Origin of the sequence: Pseudomyxococcus flavus, from assembly GCF_050038885.1 — a bacterium.
GTDB lineage: Bacteria > Myxococcota > Myxococcia > Myxococcales > Myxococcaceae > Myxococcus > Myxococcus flavus.
In genome coordinates, this window is sequence record NZ_CP143624.1 from 7,930,460 (window position 1) to 7,947,717 (window position 17,258).

At 70.3% G+C, this 17,258-nt stretch carries 16 protein-coding genes; 5 read left to right on the forward strand and 11 right to left on the reverse strand.

Features of this window, described 5'->3' with window-relative positions; translation table 11 throughout:
- Nucleotides 1–64 precede the first annotated feature (64 nt).
- From VZL07_RS33210 to VZL07_RS33225, 4 genes are read left to right on the forward strand one after another with little or no spacing between them, the layout of a single operon-like run.
- Nucleotides 65–958, forward strand: a complete 894-nt coding sequence (locus VZL07_RS33210) for an aspartate carbamoyltransferase catalytic subunit (protein ID WP_426751962.1) — start codon at nt 65–67, stop codon at nt 956–958.
- The gene (locus tag VZL07_RS33215) at nt 955–2,268 is read left to right on the forward strand and encodes a dihydroorotase (RefSeq protein WP_426751963.1); all 1,314 of its coding nucleotides are present in this window, start codon (nt 955–957) and stop codon (nt 2,266–2,268) included. Before VZL07_RS33210 ends, VZL07_RS33215 begins: the two co-directional genes overlap by 4 nt.
- Nucleotides 2,268–3,392, forward strand: a complete 1,125-nt coding sequence (gene carA, locus VZL07_RS33220) for a glutamine-hydrolyzing carbamoyl-phosphate synthase small subunit (RefSeq protein WP_426751964.1) — start codon at nt 2,268–2,270, stop codon at nt 3,390–3,392. Before VZL07_RS33215 ends, carA begins: the two co-directional genes overlap by 1 nt.
- Before the next feature lie 16 nt (nt 3,393–3,408).
- The gene (locus VZL07_RS33225) at nt 3,409–4,074 is read left to right on the forward strand and encodes a hypothetical protein (RefSeq protein WP_426757422.1); all 666 of its coding nucleotides are present in this window, start codon (nt 3,409–3,411) and stop codon (nt 4,072–4,074) included.
- Between the two features lie 56 nt (nt 4,075–4,130).
- Here the strand turns inward: VZL07_RS33225 and pyk are convergent, their stop codons facing one another.
- From pyk to VZL07_RS33240, 3 genes are all read right to left on the reverse strand, one after another.
- Nucleotides 4,131–5,531, reverse strand: coding sequence for a pyruvate kinase (gene pyk, locus VZL07_RS33230; protein ID WP_426751965.1), 1,401 nt, complete (start codon nt 5,529–5,531; stop codon nt 4,131–4,133).
- Nucleotides 5,532–5,707: 176 nt separating this feature from the next.
- Complete coding sequence (locus VZL07_RS33235; protein ID WP_426757423.1) at nt 5,708–6,403, reverse strand: bifunctional nuclease family protein; 696 nt, start codon at nt 6,401–6,403, stop codon at nt 5,708–5,710.
- A 181-nt stretch (nt 6,404–6,584) separates the two neighbouring features.
- Entirely contained in the window at nt 6,585–6,959 is a 375-nt protein-coding gene (locus VZL07_RS33240) for a hypothetical protein (protein ID WP_426751966.1), read from the reverse strand.
- Nucleotides 6,960–7,039: 80 nt separating this feature from the next.
- Here VZL07_RS33240 and VZL07_RS33245 point away from each other — a divergent pair, with 80 nt between their 5' ends.
- The gene (locus VZL07_RS33245; RefSeq protein ID WP_426751967.1) at nt 7,040–8,857 is read left to right on the forward strand and encodes an AMP-dependent synthetase/ligase; all 1,818 of its coding nucleotides are present in this window, start codon (nt 7,040–7,042) and stop codon (nt 8,855–8,857) included.
- Between the two features lie 112 nt (nt 8,858–8,969).
- On the opposite strand, the gene VZL07_RS33250 is transcribed toward VZL07_RS33245, so the two are convergent.
- From VZL07_RS33250 to aroF, 8 genes are all read right to left on the reverse strand, one after another.
- A complete protein-coding gene (locus VZL07_RS33250) occupies nt 8,970–10,271 on the reverse strand; it encodes a citrate synthase (RefSeq protein WP_426751968.1) in 1,302 nt (433 codons plus the stop codon).
- 77 nt (nt 10,272–10,348) lie between these two features.
- Nucleotides 10,349–11,683: a 3-phosphoshikimate 1-carboxyvinyltransferase gene (locus VZL07_RS33255; protein ID WP_426751969.1), complete on the reverse strand. Its 1,335-nt coding sequence runs from the start codon at nt 11,681–11,683 to the stop codon at nt 10,349–10,351.
- Nucleotides 11,638–12,708 (reverse strand): 3-dehydroquinate synthase, encoded by a 1,071-nt coding sequence (locus VZL07_RS33260; protein ID WP_426751970.1) that lies wholly within the window; start codon nt 12,706–12,708, stop codon nt 11,638–11,640. The genes VZL07_RS33255 and VZL07_RS33260 overlap by 46 nt, the downstream gene beginning before the upstream one ends.
- Nucleotides 12,705–13,724 carry a chorismate synthase gene (aroC, locus tag VZL07_RS33265; RefSeq protein WP_426751971.1) on the reverse strand — a complete coding sequence of 340 codons (1,020 nt, stop codon included), beginning with the start codon at nt 13,722–13,724 and terminating at the stop codon, nt 12,705–12,707. Before aroC ends, VZL07_RS33260 begins: the two co-directional genes overlap by 4 nt.
- Nucleotides 13,721–14,992, reverse strand: a complete 1,272-nt coding sequence (locus tag VZL07_RS33270; protein WP_426751972.1) for a shikimate dehydrogenase — start codon at nt 14,990–14,992, stop codon at nt 13,721–13,723. The genes aroC and VZL07_RS33270 overlap by 4 nt, the downstream gene beginning before the upstream one ends.
- Nucleotides 14,989–15,450: a shikimate kinase gene (locus tag VZL07_RS33275; protein WP_426751973.1), complete on the reverse strand. Its 462-nt coding sequence runs from the start codon at nt 15,448–15,450 to the stop codon at nt 14,989–14,991. Before VZL07_RS33275 ends, VZL07_RS33270 begins: the two co-directional genes overlap by 4 nt.
- A gap of 121 nt (nt 15,451–15,571) precedes the next feature.
- Nucleotides 15,572–16,261, reverse strand: coding sequence for a bifunctional demethylmenaquinone methyltransferase/2-methoxy-6-polyprenyl-1,4-benzoquinol methylase UbiE (gene ubiE, locus VZL07_RS33280; protein WP_426751974.1), 690 nt, complete (start codon nt 16,259–16,261; stop codon nt 15,572–15,574).
- The gene (aroF, locus tag VZL07_RS33285) at nt 16,258–17,097 is read right to left on the reverse strand and encodes a 3-deoxy-7-phosphoheptulonate synthase (protein ID WP_426751975.1); all 840 of its coding nucleotides are present in this window, start codon (nt 17,095–17,097) and stop codon (nt 16,258–16,260) included. Before aroF ends, ubiE begins: the two co-directional genes overlap by 4 nt.
- Nucleotides 17,098–17,258: the final 161 nt, after the last annotated feature.

Genomic DNA, 17,258 nt, shown 5'->3' on the forward strand with positions numbered 1-17,258 from the left:
GGCCGGCGCGTCGCGCTCGACGCTTGACGTGCCGCACGCCCCGGGGTACGCGGCGCCCCCGGCCATGAGACACCTGCTTGGAATCGAAGGCTGGCGCCGGGACGAGCTGGAGTCACTGCTCGACCGGGCGAAGGCACACCTGCCCGGCGGACCCGATGCCACCCACCTGCTGCGAGGCAAGGTGGTGGCGAACCTCTTCTTCGAGGACTCCACCCGGACGCGCACGTCGTTCCACATGGCAGCCAAGGGGCTGGGAGCCAGTGTGTTCAACTGGACTCACACCGGCTCCTCGGTGTCCAAGGGTGAGACGCTGCTGGACACCGCGCGCAACATCGAGGCGACGGGGCCCGTGGCCATCGTGATGCGCCACCGCTCCTCCGGCGCACCGCACCTGGTGGCGAAGCACGTGAAGTGCGCCGTCATCAACGCGGGGGACGGGACGCACGAGCACCCCTCCCAGGCCCTGCTGGACGCCTTCACGCTGCGGCGGCGCTGGGGCTCGCTGGACGGGCGCACGGTGCTCATCGTGGGGGACGTGCTCCACAGCCGCGTGGCCCGCTCCAACCTGCTGTGCCTGAAGACGCTGGGCGCGCGGGTGGTGGTCTGCGGTCCGCCCACGCTGCTGCCGCCGGGGCTGGAGGCGATGGGCGCGGAGGTGACGTACAACCTGGACGCGGCGCTGCCCCAGGCGGACGCGGTGATGTGCCTGCGCATCCAGCTCGAGCGGCAGGAGCAGGCCTTCCTGCCCTCGACGCGGGAATATGCGCGGCTGTTCGGCCTCAACGTGGCCCGCGAGGAGCGGATGAAGCCGGACGCGCTGGTGATGCACCCGGGGCCCATCAACCGGGGCGTGGAGCTGGCGCCGGCGGTGGCGGACGGGCCTCGCAGCGTCATCCTGGAGCAGGTGTCCAACGGCGTCGCCGTGCGGCGGGCCATCCTGGAGGTGTGTGCGGCATGAGCTCCACGGTGCTCTTCAAGCGGGGGCGTGTCATCGACCCGCGCAACGGCGTGGACGGCGTCCGCGACGTGCTGGTGCGGGACGGCAAGGTGGTGGAGGTGTCGGACGCGCCGCTGCCGGTGCCCTCCGGCGCCGAGGTGGTGGATGCCTCCGGGAAGTGGGTGGTGCCGGGCTTCATCGACCTGCACGTGCACCTGCGCGAGCCGGGCGAGGAAGGGAAGGAGACCGTCCTCACCGGTTGCCGCGCCGCGGTGGCGGGCGGCTTCACCGCGGTGGTGGCCATGCCCAACACCAAGGTGGTCAACGACAACGCCATGGTGACGGAGCTGGTGCTGAACCGCGCCCGCGCGGCCGGGCTGTGCCATGTCTACCCGGCCGGGGCCATCACCAAGGGCCTCAAGGGCGAGGAGCTGGCGGAGATGGGCGAGCTGGTGTCGGCCGGCTGCGTGGCCATCACCGACGATGGCCGCCCGGTGATGAACGCGTCGCTGATGCGGCGCACGCTCCAGTATGCGACGCAGTTCGACGTGCCCGTCATGGTCCACGAGGAGGACCTGACGCTGTCGGCGGGCGGCGCCATGCACGAGGGCGCCATGTCCACGCGGCTCGGCCTGCGCGGGATTCCCGCCTCCGCCGAGGTGGCCATGGTGGCGCGCGACCTGGTGCTCCTGGAGGAGACGAAGGGCCGGCTGCACGTGGCCCACGTGTCCTGCGAGGGCAGCGTGCGGCTCATCCGCGAGGCCAAGCGCCGCGGCCTGCGCGTCACCTGCGAGGTGGCGCCGCACCACTTCATCCTCGATGACCGCGCGGTGGGGGACTACGACACCCACGCGAAGATGGCCCCGCCGCTGCGCTCGGACAGCGACGTGCGGGCCCTGCGCGAGGCGCTGGTGGACGGCACGGTGGACGCCATCGCGACGGACCACGCGCCGCACGGCGTGCTCGACAAGCAGGTGGAGTTCGAGAAGGGCATCAACGGCATCGTGGGGCTGGAGACGGCCCTGGGGTTGACGCTGGAGCTGGTGCACGCCGGCGTGCTCACCGTGAACCGCGCGGTGGAGCTGCTGACGCACGGGCCGGCGAGGGCGTTCGGCCTGCCGGGCGGTCACCTGGCGCCAGGGGCGCCGGCGGACGTCACGGTGGTGGACCCGGACGTGGAGTGGACGGTGGACGCCCACCAGTTCCACTCCCGCAGCCGGAATACGCCGTTCCATGGCCGCAAGCAGAAGGGGCGCGTTATCCAGACGTGGGTCTCGGGCCAGAAGGTGTTCGACAAGGGCCAGGTCGGCCAGAGCAAGGAGTCTCGGTGATGACGAAGCGGGCAGTGCTCGCCCTGGCGGATGGCACCCTTTTCGAGGGCCGTGCCTTTGGCGCGGTCGGCGAAACGGTGGGTGAGGTGGTCTTCAACACCTCCATGTACGGCTACCAGGAGGTCCTCACGGACCCCTCGTACGTGGGGCAGATTGTCACCATGTCGTACCCGGAGATGGGCAACGTCGGCGCCAATCCGGTGGACGAGGAGGGCGCCCGGGTCCACGCGGTGGGCATGGTGGTGCGGGCTCTCAGCGAGCAGCCATCCAACTGGCGCGCGAAGGAGTCCCTGGACGCGTACCTGAAGCGCAACGGCGTGGCCGGCATCGAGGGCATCGACACCCGCCGGCTGGTGCGCCACCTGCGCGAGCACGGCGCGCAGATGGGCGTCATCTCCAGCGAGGGCCTGTCCCCCGCGGCGCTGGTGGAGCGCGCCCGCTCCGCGCGTGGCATGGAGGGCCTGGACCTGGCCACGGGCGTGTCCACGAAGGAGGCCTACACCTTCACGCAGCCCTCGCCGGAGGTCTTCACCGGGGTGGGAGAGGTGCAGGCGCCGGCGGAGCCCCGCTTCGACGTGGTGGCCTACGACTACGGCCTGAAGAAGTCGATGCTGCACTTCCTGGTGGACGTGGGCTGCCGCGTGACGGTGGTGCCCGCCAACACCACGGCCGAGGAAGTCCTGGCGCGCAAGCCCCACGGCGTCTTCCTGGCGAACGGACCGGGCGACCCGGCGGCCGTGAAGGGCGCGGACCGCACCGTGGCGGCGCTGCTGGGCAAGGTGCCGGTGTTCGGCATCTGCCTGGGGCACCAGATCATGGCGCTGGCCCTGGGGGGCCGGACGTACAAGATGAAGTTTGGCCACCGGGGCGGAAATCAGCCCGTCAAGGACCTGACCACGGGCAAGGTGGAAATCACCGCGCAGAACCACGGCTTCGCGGTGGATGACGCCAGCCTCAAGGGCCTGGCGGTCGTGACGCACATCAACCTCAACGACGGCACGGTGGAGGGCCTGGCCGTTCCGGATGCGCGGGCCTTCAGCGTGCAGTACCACCCCGAGGCCTCGCCTGGCCCGCACGACGCGCGCTATCTCTTCGGCCGGTTCGCGAAGCTGATGGCGGAGTAGGATGGCGCCACCGAATATGACCTCGTCGCTGTCACCGCTCTCCTATCAGCCGTACCTGGATCAGCTCATCGCCTTTGGCAGTGCCGAGTCGCGCAAGGAGGACCTCCTCCAGGCCAAGGCGGAGTACTTCCGTCTGACGGGCGAGGTCTTCGAGGACGACAAGCTCTTCGAGCTGCGGATGGCGTCCTTCCTGGACTACTACCTCTATGACCGCGTCTCGCCGCTGACGGGCAAGACGCCGGCCACGGAGTTCTACGAGCAGCGCCTGGCCAGCTCCCCGCCCGAGGAGGCCAACGCCTTCCGGAGCTTCACGGAGACGGTCCACGGCCTCTTCGAGGTCCGCAAGCTGGGCAAGGGCGAGGTCCGACTGCGCGAGCTGTACTCCGGCAAGGACTTCGACGTGACGGAGCGCCGCCACATGGCGGGCCTGGAGACGGGCGACATCCTGGAGGCCCGCCTCATCCCCTTCGGTGGCCACCTGCTGTTCTCCTCCGCCTTCTGCTACCACCCCCGCGTGGCCGTGAAGGCCATCAAGGCGGAGGTGAAGCGCCGCAAGAAGAAGGAGCCGGACCGCACGCCCAACGAGCTGGTGTGGGAGTGCGCCCGCCGCTCGCTCAACGTGGAGCGCTACCGCCAGCTCCCCGTCGAGAAGCTCTACGACTTCGAGCAGAAGGTCCTCTGAGTCCGCCCGCGCCGGGCCCCCGGTGGTGACGTCCGGGGGCCGCGCAGGGCCTCGGCTCAGATGCGGTGGATGCTCATCAGGTTGGTGTTGCCCGGGACGTTGAGGGGCACCCCGGCCACCACCACCACGGGCGTGCCGGGCGCGCAGATCTTCTCCTTCCGGCACAGGTCGCGCACCTGCTTGAGCATGGCGTCCGTCGTCGACACGCGCGCCACCTGCATGCCCGTCACGCCCCAGTAGAGCGCCATGCGGTTCACCGCCGACTCGTTCGGGGTGAGGGCGACGATGCGCGCGCGGGGGCGGAACTCGGAGATGAGGCGCGCGGTGTGGCCGCTCTCCGTGTAGGCGACGATGGTCTCGATGCCCAGCTGGGTGGCCGCCGCCACGGCCGCCGCGGCCACGCCGGTGCCCAGGTCTTCCGAGCGCTCGAAGGGGGAGTGGTGCTGGTGCTTCACCACGCCGCGCTCCGTCTCCTCGACGATGCGCGCCATGGTGGCCGCCGCCTCGATGGGGTACTTGCCCGCCGCCGTCTCGCCCGACAGCATCACGGCGTCCGCGCCGTCGAGGATGGCGTTGGCCACGTCCGACACCTCGGCGCGCGTGGGCCGGGCGTTGGCCACCATGCTCTCCAGCATCTCCGTGGCGACGATGACGAGGCCGCCGTGGCGGTTCACCACGTTCACCATGTGCTTCTGGAGGGCGGGCAGCTGCTCCAGCGGCATCTCCACGCCCAGGTCGCCGCGCGCCACCATGACGCCATCCGCGACGGCGGCAATCTCCTCCACGCACTCCACGGCCTGCGGCTTCTCAATCTTCGCGATGAGCGGCGTCTTCAGCTTCGCCACGTGCGCGCGCGCCTTCTTGATGTCCTCCGGCGTGCGGACGAAGGACAGGGCCACGTAGTCCACGCCCACCTCCTGGCCGAACGCCAGGTCCGCCGCGTCCTTGCGCGTAATCGTGGGCACCGACATGGGCGAGCCGGGCAGGTTGAGGCCCTTGTGGTTCTTCAGCACGCCGCCCACCTCCACGCGGCACCGCACGTCCGGCCCCTCCACGCGCTGCACGCGCAGGCGCACGCGCCCGTCGTCCAGGAGGATTTCATGGCCCTTGGCCACGTCCTTCACCAGCGACTTGATGGGCGTGGGGATGAGGGACTCCGTCCCCAGGACGTTCCGCGTCGTCACCGTGACGGCCTGGCCGGGCTTCACCAGGAGCTGCCCGCCGTCGAAGCGGCCCAGGCGGATTTTCGGGCCCTGGATGTCCTGGAGGATGGCCACCGGCGCGCCCAGGCGCCGCGCCACCTTGCGGATGGTTTCCACCCGGCGGCGGTGCTCCTCGTGCGTGCCGTGCGAGAAGTTCAGCCGCGCCATGTTCATACCCGCGCGGATCAGCCCTTCGATGACCTCGGGAGTGTCAGAGGCGGGGCCCAGGGTGCAGATGATTTTCGCCTTGCGCATAGGGCCGCGCATCCTAGGCGGCCGGGTGCCCGGCTTGACAGCCTTGCGCCCGCGGGACTAACTCTTCTGCCGACGCGGTGCCCGGTTTCGGGCCACGCGGAGCCTTTGCGCTCTCGATGGCAGAGAGAGAAAGCCCGGCAACCCTGGGAGGGGGGGCCGGGCTTTCTTGCGAGGGCCTAGAGCTCGATTTCCTTGCCCGTCCCCAGCGACGATGGCGATGGGGCCGTCGGCGGGTGCCCTGGAGGCAGCGCCTCCATGTCCATGTCGATGGGCGGCTCGCTCGGCGCGCCCGGGGCGGGGAAGTCCGGCATGTCCAGGGGCCCGCTGCCGCCCACGCCAGGGCCTTCCTGCTGCAGTCCCTCAATCTCCTCGCGGGTGATGCCGGCCAGCGTCAGCACCTTGCGCGTGACGCGGATGCGGGCGTCGCTGGAGAGCGCCATGGCGATGGAGTCCGAGGGGCGCGCCTCCAGGGTCATCTTCCGCTTGCCCTGCTCCAGGAAGACGCGACCCGAGTAGACGTTGTCGCGCAGGTCGTCGATGCGGACCTCGGTGACCTTGCCGCCGAGCTCCGACACCACGTCATCCAGCAGGTCCTGGGCGAGCGGCTGGGGTGGCTGGCGCTGCGCCAGCCGGAAGGCGATGGAGATGGCGGAGGCCTCGTCCACGAAGACGGGGAGGACGATGCCCTTGTCCTTGGTGGCCAGGACCACGGCGTGGGCCTGGGCCTCCTCCAGCGGGACGACGTCCTGCACCTCGAGCTCCACGAGCTCCGTGCAGGCCTTGGGGTCGTCTCCGCCTTCGGTGATGCAGGGCTGGCCCTGGGCTTTTCCGAGGGCCGCGAGGGCCTCCGGAGGGACGAAGGCGGGAAACATCAGCAGCCCTCCGAGCGCCAGAAGCACGGCCGAGAGAGGTGCGACGAACAAAGTGGCGCGGTTGGGCGTTTTCACGCTTCTAACCTACGCACCCGGCCATCTCCCGGGAGGGTTGCACTCCAGGCCCGGTTACCCCCTGGCTTCGGGAGCGCTCACCGGGCCGGGGGGCAGGCGGACGGGCTCAACGACGGTCGTCGTCGTCCTCGTCCTCGTCGTAGTCCTCCTCGTCGTCGACGTCCTCGTCCTCATCCTCGTCGAGGTCGTCGTCCTCGGACTCATCCTCGTCCTCGTCGTCCTCGTCGTCGTCGAGCATGTCCTCCAGGTCCTCGGACTCCAGCGTCATCGACACGGCGAAGCGCTTGTCGAGTGCGGCGATCTGCGCGCGCATCTCCGTGAGGGCGGCGACGAAGTCTTCCGTGAGGTTGGCGGGCGCCTTGGCGTCGCAATGCGGGCAGACGATTTTCTCAGTCCCTTCGATGAGGTCCTGAGCGTCCAGCTCGAAGCTCGCCTCGCACTTCTGGCAGGTGAAGTCGATGCTCATGGTCGGGCGCGGCATACAAAGCACTCCAACCAGCTGTCAACGTCCGAGACGCGGGGCCATTGGTGGGGGGCCTTGCATCCGCTAGCGTTCAGGGCATGGACCTTCCCAAGACGGTGGTGCATGCGCTCCATGACCGGGCCACGCAGCAGGAGCATCGGCCGGCCCTGTGGACGCGCCGCGGGGGCGCCTATGCGCCCACCTCGTGGTTCGAGTACGCGCAGCGGGTGAAGCGCTTCGCCCTGGGGTTGCACGCGCTCGGGGTGGGGGCGGGGCAGCCCGTGGGCATCCTGAGCTTCAACCGCGAGGAGTGGCATGTCGCCGACCTGGCCACCATCGCCATGGGTGGGGTCCCTGTCGGTCTGTACACCACCAGCGCGGTGGAGCAGCTCGAGTACATCCTGGGCCACTGCGAGGCGACCCTCCTGGTGGTGGAGAACGAGAAGCACCTGCGCACCGGCCTGGCCCTGCGGGAGCGCCTGCCGAAGCTGCGCCACCTGGTCGTCATCGAGGCGCCCGCGGTGCTCCCGGAGGGCGTGCTGCGCTACGCGGACGTCCTGGCCATGGGCGCCGGCGCGGACGAGAAGCCGTACTGGGACAGCGTCCACGCCCTGAAGCCGGAGGCCCTGGGCACGCTCATCTACACCTCGGGGACCACCGGCCAGCCCAAGGGGGTGATGCTCAGCCACCACAACCTGGTGTGGACGGCGAAGCAGCTCACGGACTCGGTGACCTTCGGCCGGCCGGACGCGTCCTCGCTGGTGTCGTATCTGCCACTGTCGCACATCGCGGAGCAGATCATCTCGCTCCACAGCCCCCTGCTGAACGGGGTGCAGGTGTTCTTCGCGACGTCGGTGGACACGATGCCGCAGAGCCTGCGGGAGGTGCGCCCCTCGTTCTTCTTCGGCGTGCCCCGGGTGTGGGAGAAGTTCAAGGCGAAGGCGGAGGAGGGGCTCAACGCACAGCCCCCCACGAAGCGCCGGGTGGTGGCCTGGGCGCGGCGCATCGCCGCGGAGCGGAACGAGCGGGTGATGCGGCACCAGAGCGTGCCCATGACGATGGAGGCCCAGTACCAGCTGGCCCGCAAGCTCATCTTCGCGCCGCTGAAGGAGCGCATCGGCATGGAGCGGGTGTCCTTCTTCGCCACCGCGGCGGCGCCCATCGGCCGGGACGTGCTCGACTTCTTCGCCTCCATCGACATCGTCATCCACGAGGTGTGGGGCATGACGGAGGTGACGGGGCCCGGCACGGTGAATACCGAGTCCCACACGCGCCTGGGCTCCGTGGGGCGGGCGATGATGGGCGTGGAGCTGCGCATCGCGGAGGACGGCGAGCTGCTCGTGCGGGGCGGCAACGTCTGCATGGGCTACTACAAGAACCCCGAGGCCACGGCCGAGCTGCTGGCGGACGGGTGGCTGCACTCCGGGGACGTGGGCCAGCTCGACGCGGACGGCTACGTCCAGATTACCGGCCGCAAGAAGGACATCATCGTCACCTCCGGCGGGAAGAAGACGTCGCCCTCCAATATCGAGGAGCTGCTGAAGGCCCTGCCCGGGGTGGGGCAGGCGGTGGTGCTCGGTGAGCGCCGCAATTACCTGGTGGCGCTGCTCACGCTGGACGCGGAGAAGGCGCGCGCCCTCGCCAGGGCCCAGGGGTGGCCGGAGGACGTGTCCCAGCTCGCGGAGGACCCGCGGGTGCACCAGCTCCTCCAGGAGCGCGTGGAGCGCGACGTGAACCCGAAGCTGTCGCGCTTCGAGACCATCAAGCGCTTCGCCGTCCTGCCGAGGGACTTCTCCGTGGAGGGCGGCGAGCTGACGCCGAAGCTGAGCGTGCGTCGCAACGTGGTGGCGGAGAAGTACGCCCGCGTCGTCGAGTCCCTCTACGAGGAGCCGCAGTCCGGCACCCGGACGGGCTGAGCCGAACGCCGCGCCAGGCGTGCGCGGAAAAGCGAAAGGGGCGGGAACCTCGCGGTCCCTCGCCCCTTCGTGCTTCAGGCCCACGCCAGCTGCGCGGGCCTCGTGTCACGGACTACTTGGCGGCGCGCTTGTCCATGGGGACGTAGTCGCGGCGCGTGGCGCCCGTGTACACCTGGCGCGGACGGGCGATCTTCTGCTCGTTGTCCGTCACCATCTCCTCCCACTGCGCGCACCAGCCCACCGTGCGGGGGATGGCGAAGAGCACCGGGAACATCTCGACCTGGAAGCCCATGGCCTCGTAGATGAGGCCCGAGTAGAAGTCGACGTTCGGGTACAGCTTGCGCTTCACGAAGTACTCGTCCTCGAGCGCGATGCGCTCCAGCTCGACGGCGATCTCGAGCAGCGGGTTCTTGCCCGTGACCTCGAAGACCTCGTCGGCCACGCGCTTGATGACCTTGGCGCGCGGGTCGTAGGACTTGTAGACGCGGTGACCGAAGCCCATCAGCTTCTTCTCACCCTCGCCGCTCTTCACCGACTTGATGAACTCCGGAATCTTGGAGATGTGGCCGATGTCCCGGAGCATGCGGAGCACGGCCTCGTTGGCGCCGCCGTGCAGCGGGCCGTAGAGGGCGCCGATGCCCGCGCTGACCGCCGAGTAGGGGTCCACTTCGGACGAGCCCACCGTGCGCACGGACGTGGTGGAGCAGTTCTGCTCGTGGTCCGCGTGGAGGATGAAGAGGATGTCGAGCGCGCGCTCGAGCACGGGGTGGACCTTGTAGGTCGACGTGCCGATGCGCTTGATCATCGCCAGGAAGTTGGCGACGTAGGACAGGTCGTTGTCCGGGTAGATGTACGGCAGGCCCATCGTGTGCCGGTACGAGAACGCGGCGATGGTGGGCATCTTCGCGATCAGCCGCGTGATCTGGATGCGGCGGCTGAGCGGGTCCTTGATGTTCTTCGCGTCGGGGTAGAAGCTGGACAGCGCCGCGACCGTGGAGCTGAGCATGGACATCGGGTGCGCGTCGTAGCGGAACCCGTCCATGAAGCTCTTCACGTTCTCGTGCACGTAGGTGTGGTGCGTGACGAGGTGGGTGAACTGCTCCAGCTCCTTCGGCGTGGGAAGCTCACCGTTGAGCAGGAGGTAGGCGACCTCGAGGAAGCTCGACTTCTCGGCGAGCTGCTCGATGGGGTAGCCCCGGTACTCCAGGATACCCTTGTCTCCATCGATGAAGGTGATGGCGCTCTTACAGTTGGCTGTGTTGAGGAACGCCGGGTCGTAGCCCATCAACCCAAAGTCATCGTCGCCCGTTTTGATCTGGCGGAGAGCATTGGTGCGAATACAGCCGTTCTCGATCGGGACCTCGTAGGTCTTCCCGGTCCGATTGTCGGTGATCGTCAGCGTGTCCTTGGCCATGGGGCGGAGATTTCACAGGGCGGAGAGTGCTTTCAACAAAAAAGAACGATAAGTCTGCTGGTCGGACACTGATGGTCTCAGGGTGCATCAGTTATCCGAACGCCCACCCTCGCCAGCTGACGCCAGAAGCCCGGAAAGCTCTTCTCCACGCACTCCGGCCCCGTGAGTGTCAGCGGCGTTCCGGACAAGACACACAGGGTGGCAGCTGTCATCGCGAGGCGATGGTCTCCCTGGCTACTCATCTCGAAGCCCGTGGGCGGCATGCGGGGTGGGTGGATTTCGAGCCGCTCGCCCTGGAGCTTCGTTGTTCCACCAAAGGCCGCGACGAGCGTGCGGATGCCTTCCAGCCGGTCGCTCTCCTTGACCCGGAGGATGCCGACTTCGGTGAGCGTGGACGGCGCGGGGAGCACGCAGGCGAGCGCCGCCAGCGTGGGGAGCAGGTCCGGGCACTCCTCTCCGGACGCGCGCAGGCCGCCAGAGAGTTGGCCCTCCACCTTCAGCGTGAAGGGCTCGTGGGTGGGGACGGCGCGCAGGCCCACCTGCTCGACGAGCCGGACAATCGCATCGTCCGGATGGGCACTTCCCGTGTCCGCCCGCACCACGGTGCCGCCCGTCTTCCACGCCACCAGCAGCAGGTAGCCCAGGGAGGACCAGTCCCCCGGCAGCGTGGGGACGGACGGGGGCGGCGTATACCCGGCCACGGTGTAGCTGGACGGCGCCGCCTGGATGTCGAAGCCGAAGCGCCGCAGCCACGTCAGCGTCAGCTCCAGGTAGCCGGCGCTGGTGAGGAGCCCTTCAATCTCCACGCGCCAGGGCCGCCGCTCGCGCAGGTACAGCGCCGCGCAGCCCAGCAGCAGGCTGGAGGCGTACTGGCTGCTCTGGGCGCCGGGCACGCGAAACACAGGCGTGACATTCGCCGTGTCTCGCGGCGCCTGGAGCGTCACCGGCCAGGGTGCGCCGTCGGTGAGGGTGAGGCCCGCGGGCCCCAGCGTCTCCCGCAGCGAGGTGAAGAGCGCACCATGGGGCCGCTCCCCCAGGCGCGGGGTGCCGGTGAAGCGCGCCTGGGCGCCGGGCGTCACCGCCGCCTGCGTGACGAGGATGCGGAAGGGGGCGCCGCCGTCCGCGCAGTCGATGTCTCGCACGGTGTCGGGTGGCAGGCGCAGGGCCTCCACGCCCCGGCGGAGCACGCGCACGTCGGCGGGGAGGTCCTCGTCCGGTTCGGCCTGGACGGAGGGCAGCGGCCACGCGCCGGTGAGGTGTCCCAGCACCAGCGCGCGTTGCGCGTCCGACTTGGACACCGGCGGGGTGAGCGCGGCGGGCCGCAGGCCGGAGGGGTCCACGAGAATGCGAGAGGCCTTCGCCGTGCTCACGGGCGCACCCCCTTCGTCCACGCGGGCCACAGGGCGCGCCATTGTGACTCCTCCACGTCGCGCACCTCGGTGGTGCCAATGCCCGTCAGCAGCACCATGCGCAGCTCTCCCTTGGCGCCGGCCTTCTTGTCGGCGGTGAGCAGGGCCACCACGTCCTTCATCGGCGCGCGGCGGAGCAGGGCGGCGGCGCGGTCGCGGCCCAGCACGCCCGGGCCCCGCGCCAGCGCGGCCTCGACCTCGGCGGCCACGGGCTCCGGTGTCACGCCCAGGTGACGGCCCACGTCCAGGGCCAGCAGCATGCCCAGGCCCACGCCGTCACCGTGGGACAGCTTGAAGCGGGACACGCTCTCCAGCACGTGGCCGAAGGTGTGGCCGAAGTTGAGCACGCGCCGCAGGCCCGAGTGCTCGTAGGGGTCCTCGGCGCAGATGCGCTCCTTGAGGGCGCGCGCGTCCTTGACCAGCTTCTCCAGCGCGGGTGGCTTGCGTACGTAGCGGCGGAAGAGCGAGGCGTCGAGGCTGACCACCATCTTCCAGGCCTCCAGCGCGCCCTCGCGCCGCTGCGCCTCGGAGAGGGTGTCGAAGAACTCGGGACACACCCAGCCTTCGTCCGCGTAGTGGAAGACGCCGGCGGGGTTCTTCACCACGCGCCCGCGCACCGTCATGTCGACCGCGCCCTTGCCGCCGACGCTGCTGTCCACCGCCGCCAGCAGCGTGGTGGGCACCTGCACCAGGCGCACGCCGCGCTTGAGGACGTGCGCGGCCACGGTGGAGACGTCACCGATGGTGCCGCCGCCCACGGCGAGCAGCGTGCCGGAGCGTGGGAGGGCCAGGCTGCTGGCCAGGACCTTCTCCAGCGCGGTGAACGTCTTGGCACTCTCGCCGCCGGTGAGCTGGATGATGGCGCGCGGGTTGCGGGACGCCAGGGTGGGGATGAGGGTGGGATGGAGCTTCGCGACCGTGCGGTCCACCACCGCCACGCTGCCCTCGGGCAGATTCCTGGCGAGGCGGGCGAAGGAGCCCCAACGGTCGGAGCCAGGACGGTAGGCGCCAGGAGGGAGCGAGCTCATGGCGTGTGGGGCCTGGCGTTGAGGTGGAGGACGAGGTCGGCGATGACGAGCGACACCATGGCCTCCAGCACCGGGACGGCGCGGGGCATGATGCACGGGTCGTGGCGGCCGCCCTTGGCGTGCTCCTGCAGCGTCGCGGGAGGCTTGAAGAAAGTGCGGAGCTGCATGGGCTCACCGTTGGCGAGCCCGCCCTGGATGCCGCCGTAGGCGTCCTTCACCGCGTGGAACTGGATGCCGGGCTGGCTGATGCGCTCGAGCAGGTCGGGCGGGCCCCAGACGACGCCCGTGACGGCGCCGATGCTGCCCAGGGCCTGCGCGATGCGCGCCTTGAGCTTGCCGAAGATGGGCTCGCCCAGGCCCACGGGCAGGCCCTCCACGCGCACGTCGATGGCGCCGCCCAGGCTGTCGCCGGCCTCCTTCGCGGCGAGGATGCGCCGCGACATCTCGTCGCGGATGTTCTCGTCCGGGCAGCGCGTGGCGTGGGCGTCCACCATGCCGCGGGTGAGGCCGGGGGCCGGCACGGCGGCCACGAGGTCGCCCACCTGCGACACGTAGGCCACGGTGCGGATGGAGGGCAGGTCCCGCTGGAGGTACGCCTCGGCGATGGCGCCTCCGATGACGCGGCAGAGCGTCTCACGCCCGCTGGTGCGGCCGCCGCCGCGGTGGTCGCGGTGCTTGAAGCGCTCGCGCCACACGGCGTCCGCGTGGCCGGGCCGGTCCTGGGCCTTCAGCTTGTCGTAGTCCCCCGAGCGCTGGTTGGTGTTGCGCACGATGGCCGCGATGGGCGTGCCCAGCGTCTTGTCCTCGAAGACGCCGGACAGGATTTCCACCTGGTCCGGCTCGCTGCGCGCGGTGGTGATGGTGGACTGGCCGGGGCGGCGGCGGTCCAGCGCCACCTGGATCTGCTCCCGCGTCAGGGGCACGCCCGCGGGGCATCCATCCAGCACGGCGCCGAGCGCGGGGCCGTGGCTCTCTCCGAATGTCGTCAGGCGAAACAGCTCGCCGAAGGTATTCATGTTGCGGACTCCCAGAGTTGGCGCTGACGCCGGGCTTGCGCGATGAACCACGCCGCACCCAGCAGGACCGGAGTACCGCCGCGGCGGACGATCTCCGCGGCGATGCGCCGGCCCGGAGCGCCGTAGGCGATGACCGCCACACGGGCTCCGTCGAAGCGCAGGTCGTCAGGAGCGGGCACCCTATCGGGCCACGTCCAGACGCCCGCCCCTGTGAGAGGCGCCTGGATGTCGGCGCGTCGCAAGACGCGCAAGTCGCAGCCCGTGTCCCTCGCCACGGAGCGGAGCGCGGACGTCGCGCCGCCATCTCCGAGGACGAAGACCTCACGGGCCCCGAGCCGCTCGAGCACCTTGCGGGCGCCGAACGTGTCGGTGTTGAAGGCTTCCCACCGGTTGCCCCGGCGGACGAGCGTGTTGATGGCGTCCAGCGGCGACCCCGCGTGCTTCGCCAGCCGAAGCTTGAACGGGCTGGTGACGGCGAAGCCCGCATAGTGCGGCAGCAGCGCGTCCACGACGGCCTCGACGGGGCCGTCCTCCGGCAGGTCGATGCGGTCGAAGGGCTGACGGTGGATGCGCGGCGAGCGCGAGTGGACGATGGACGTCCCGAGGATGCCCAGGCGCAGCGGCGGAGCCACCGTGTAGCGGTCCGCGCCGCGCAGTTCGCGCACGGCGTCGTCGAGCAGCCGCTGGCCCGGCGCCGCGACCCAGGCGCCACCCGCGGCGACGTAGTCGAGCACATTGTTCCGTGCGAGCAGCGCGCGCGTGGGCAGCGCCACCGCGCCCATGCCCAGCACGGTGACGCGCGTGGGACCGAAGCGCTCCATCATCCGGCGCTGCGTCTCCAGCAGCGTGGTGAGGTGCGCCGGGTCCGTCATCGGCTCCACGTGCTTCACCAGGGCGTCCGCGGGCAGCTCACGCTCCCAGAGCCCGAGCGCTTCCTCGGTGGACAGCGAGCGGCTGGCATGGTGCGACGCGAGCAGCTTCCCCGGAGGCGCCGCCAGCGAGCCCTGCTGACCCGAGGCATCCATCAGGTCCCTGTCCACGCGCCACGCGGCGGCCACCCAGGCCTCCGGAACCGGCTTGCCGCGCTCGGAGACGAGCAGGGGGAGCACCGCGGCCAGCGCTCCGGGCGCGACGGCGTCCGCGGCGTGCAGGTCCGTGCGAATCTCCAGGACGTCCGCGCCGCGGCGCTGGCAATCCCGTGCGAAGCGGACGGCGTCCTCGCCGAGCACGGTGGGGGGCAGGGTGACGACGCGCCGGGCGGGCGTCACAGGGGCACCTCGGAAGCAAGGCAGCCCCGGAGGAAGTCCTCCAGGGCCACGGTGGGGACGCGGGCGTGAAGTGCCTCGCGCTCATGGAACACGGAGGACAGCTCTTCTTCGAGCGACACATCGGCGCGCAAGCGCGGGCGCGTCCGGTCCGCGAGCAGGCGCTCACGGTAGGTGTCGAAGCACACGGGGACGACCAGGATGAAGTGCCCCGCCAGGGCTTCGGGGTGGTGCGAGAGGAAGCCGCCCCCCACGGCCACCAGCCCACCGGGCGGCAGCTCCAGCAGGGCGCGGCGCTCGGCGGCGCGGAAGGCCTGGGGCGCTTCGGCCACCCAGCTGCGCAGCGGGCGCCCGTGCAGGCGCTCCAGATGGGCGTCCAGGTCCAGGCCGGGCCGCCCGAGCATACGGGCCACGATGGGCAGCAGGCGCGACTTGCCCGCGCTCCGGTGGCCGGCAATCACCACCGTCTGTCCGGAGACGGGGTAGAGGGCGGGCCCAGGGCGGGCGACCGCCTCCCTCAGTCCCGGCGCGAGCCGGGGATCGACCGAGGCGAGTATTTCGTCAACGAGGTGCCGCCGCTCCTCAGCGGACCGTGCCGACATAGACGTAGGCGGTGCCGAACGTGAGGGGATGCGCGGCTCGCTCCGCGTACGCACCGGCCTGGTCCATCAGGTCCAGGAACCTGTCACCCGCGGGGAACGCGGCGGAGGTCCGCGGCAGGTACTGATACGCGGCGCGGTTGCCGGTCAGCAGGCCACCCACGGCGGGCATCACCGTCTTGCTGTAGAAGCGGAACAGCGCGCCGAACGCGCCGGTGGGTTGGCCGAACTCCAGCACCACCACACGGCCGCCCGGCCGGACCACCCGCGCCATCTCCTTCAAGCACTTCACCGGGTCATCCACGTTGCGGATGCCGAAGGAGATGGACGCCACGTCGAAGCTGTTGGCCGCGAAGGGCAGGTCCATGGCGTCGGCCACCTGGAACTCCACCTGCAGGCCCGCCTTCTCCGCCTTGGCCGGGGCGCTCTCCAGCATCTCCGGGCAGAAGTCGGTGCCCACCACGCGGCCCGACGTGCCCACCTTCCGCTTGAAGGCCAGGGCCAGGTCCCCCGTGCCCGAGGCGCAGTCGAGGATCCGGTCGCCATCCTTGGCGCCGCTGAGCCGGACGGCCTTCCTGCGCCACAGCCGGTGGATGCCGAACGAGAGAACCTCGTTCGTCACGTCGTACTTCGTGGCGATGGAAGAGAACATCTCACGGACTTCGGTACTCATCGCGCCCTCACGACCTGGGCCGGGGTCTCCGGCCTCCAAAGGTGTCGGTCCACCGCGTCTAGCACGGCTGGCAGCCTGCGCATCAAGGTCTCGAAGCGCTCCGGCGTCAGCGCCTGGTGCCCATCGCACATGGCCTGCTCCGGTTTCGGGTGGACTTCAATCAGCAAACCATCCGCCCCCGCGGCAGCCGCCGCCAGCGACATGGGGAGGATGAGCTCCGGGACCCCCGTCGCATGCGAGGGGTCGACGATAACGGGCAGGTGGGTGCGCTGCTTGGCCCAGGCCACCGCCGCCAGGTCCAGCGTGTTGCGCAGCTCCGTCTCGAAGGTGCGGATGCCGCGCTCACACAGCAGCACCTGCTCGTTGCCGCCGTCGAGGATGTACTCGGCCGCCAGCAGCCACTCCTGGAGCGTGGCCGCCAGACCTCGTTTGAGCAGCACGGGCTTTCGCACCTTCCCCAGCGCCCGCAGCAGCGAGTAGTTCTGCATGTTGCGCGCGCCCACCTGGAGGATGTCCGTGGACTCCTCCATGAGGGGAATCTGGGCCGCCTCCATCACCTCGCTGATGATGGGCATTCCGTGGCGCCGTCCCGCCTCCGCCAGCACGTGCAGGCCCGGCTCGCCCATGCCCTGGAACGCGTAGGGGCTGGTGCGAGGCTTGAATACGCCGCCGCGCAGCACGTGGGCGCCCGCCGCGGCTACCATGGCGGCGGCGTGTTGCACCTGCTCGACGCCTTCCACCGCGCACGGGCCCGCCATGACGACGAAGCCGGGCCCTCCGAACTCCACCGGTCCCACTCGAACCCGGGTGCCCTCGGGCCGCTCCGCGCGGAGCACCCGCAGTGCGCCCGGAGCCCGTCCGGACCCGGGTGATTCGTCTGGCCGCTTGCCTCCCACGGACCCTCCCATTCATGGAGTTCAAGAGGTTTTGAACTCCTTGGTGCATGTATAGCCGAGATGGCTTAGAAGACAACCGAAGGTGATTGCGCCGCAATCGC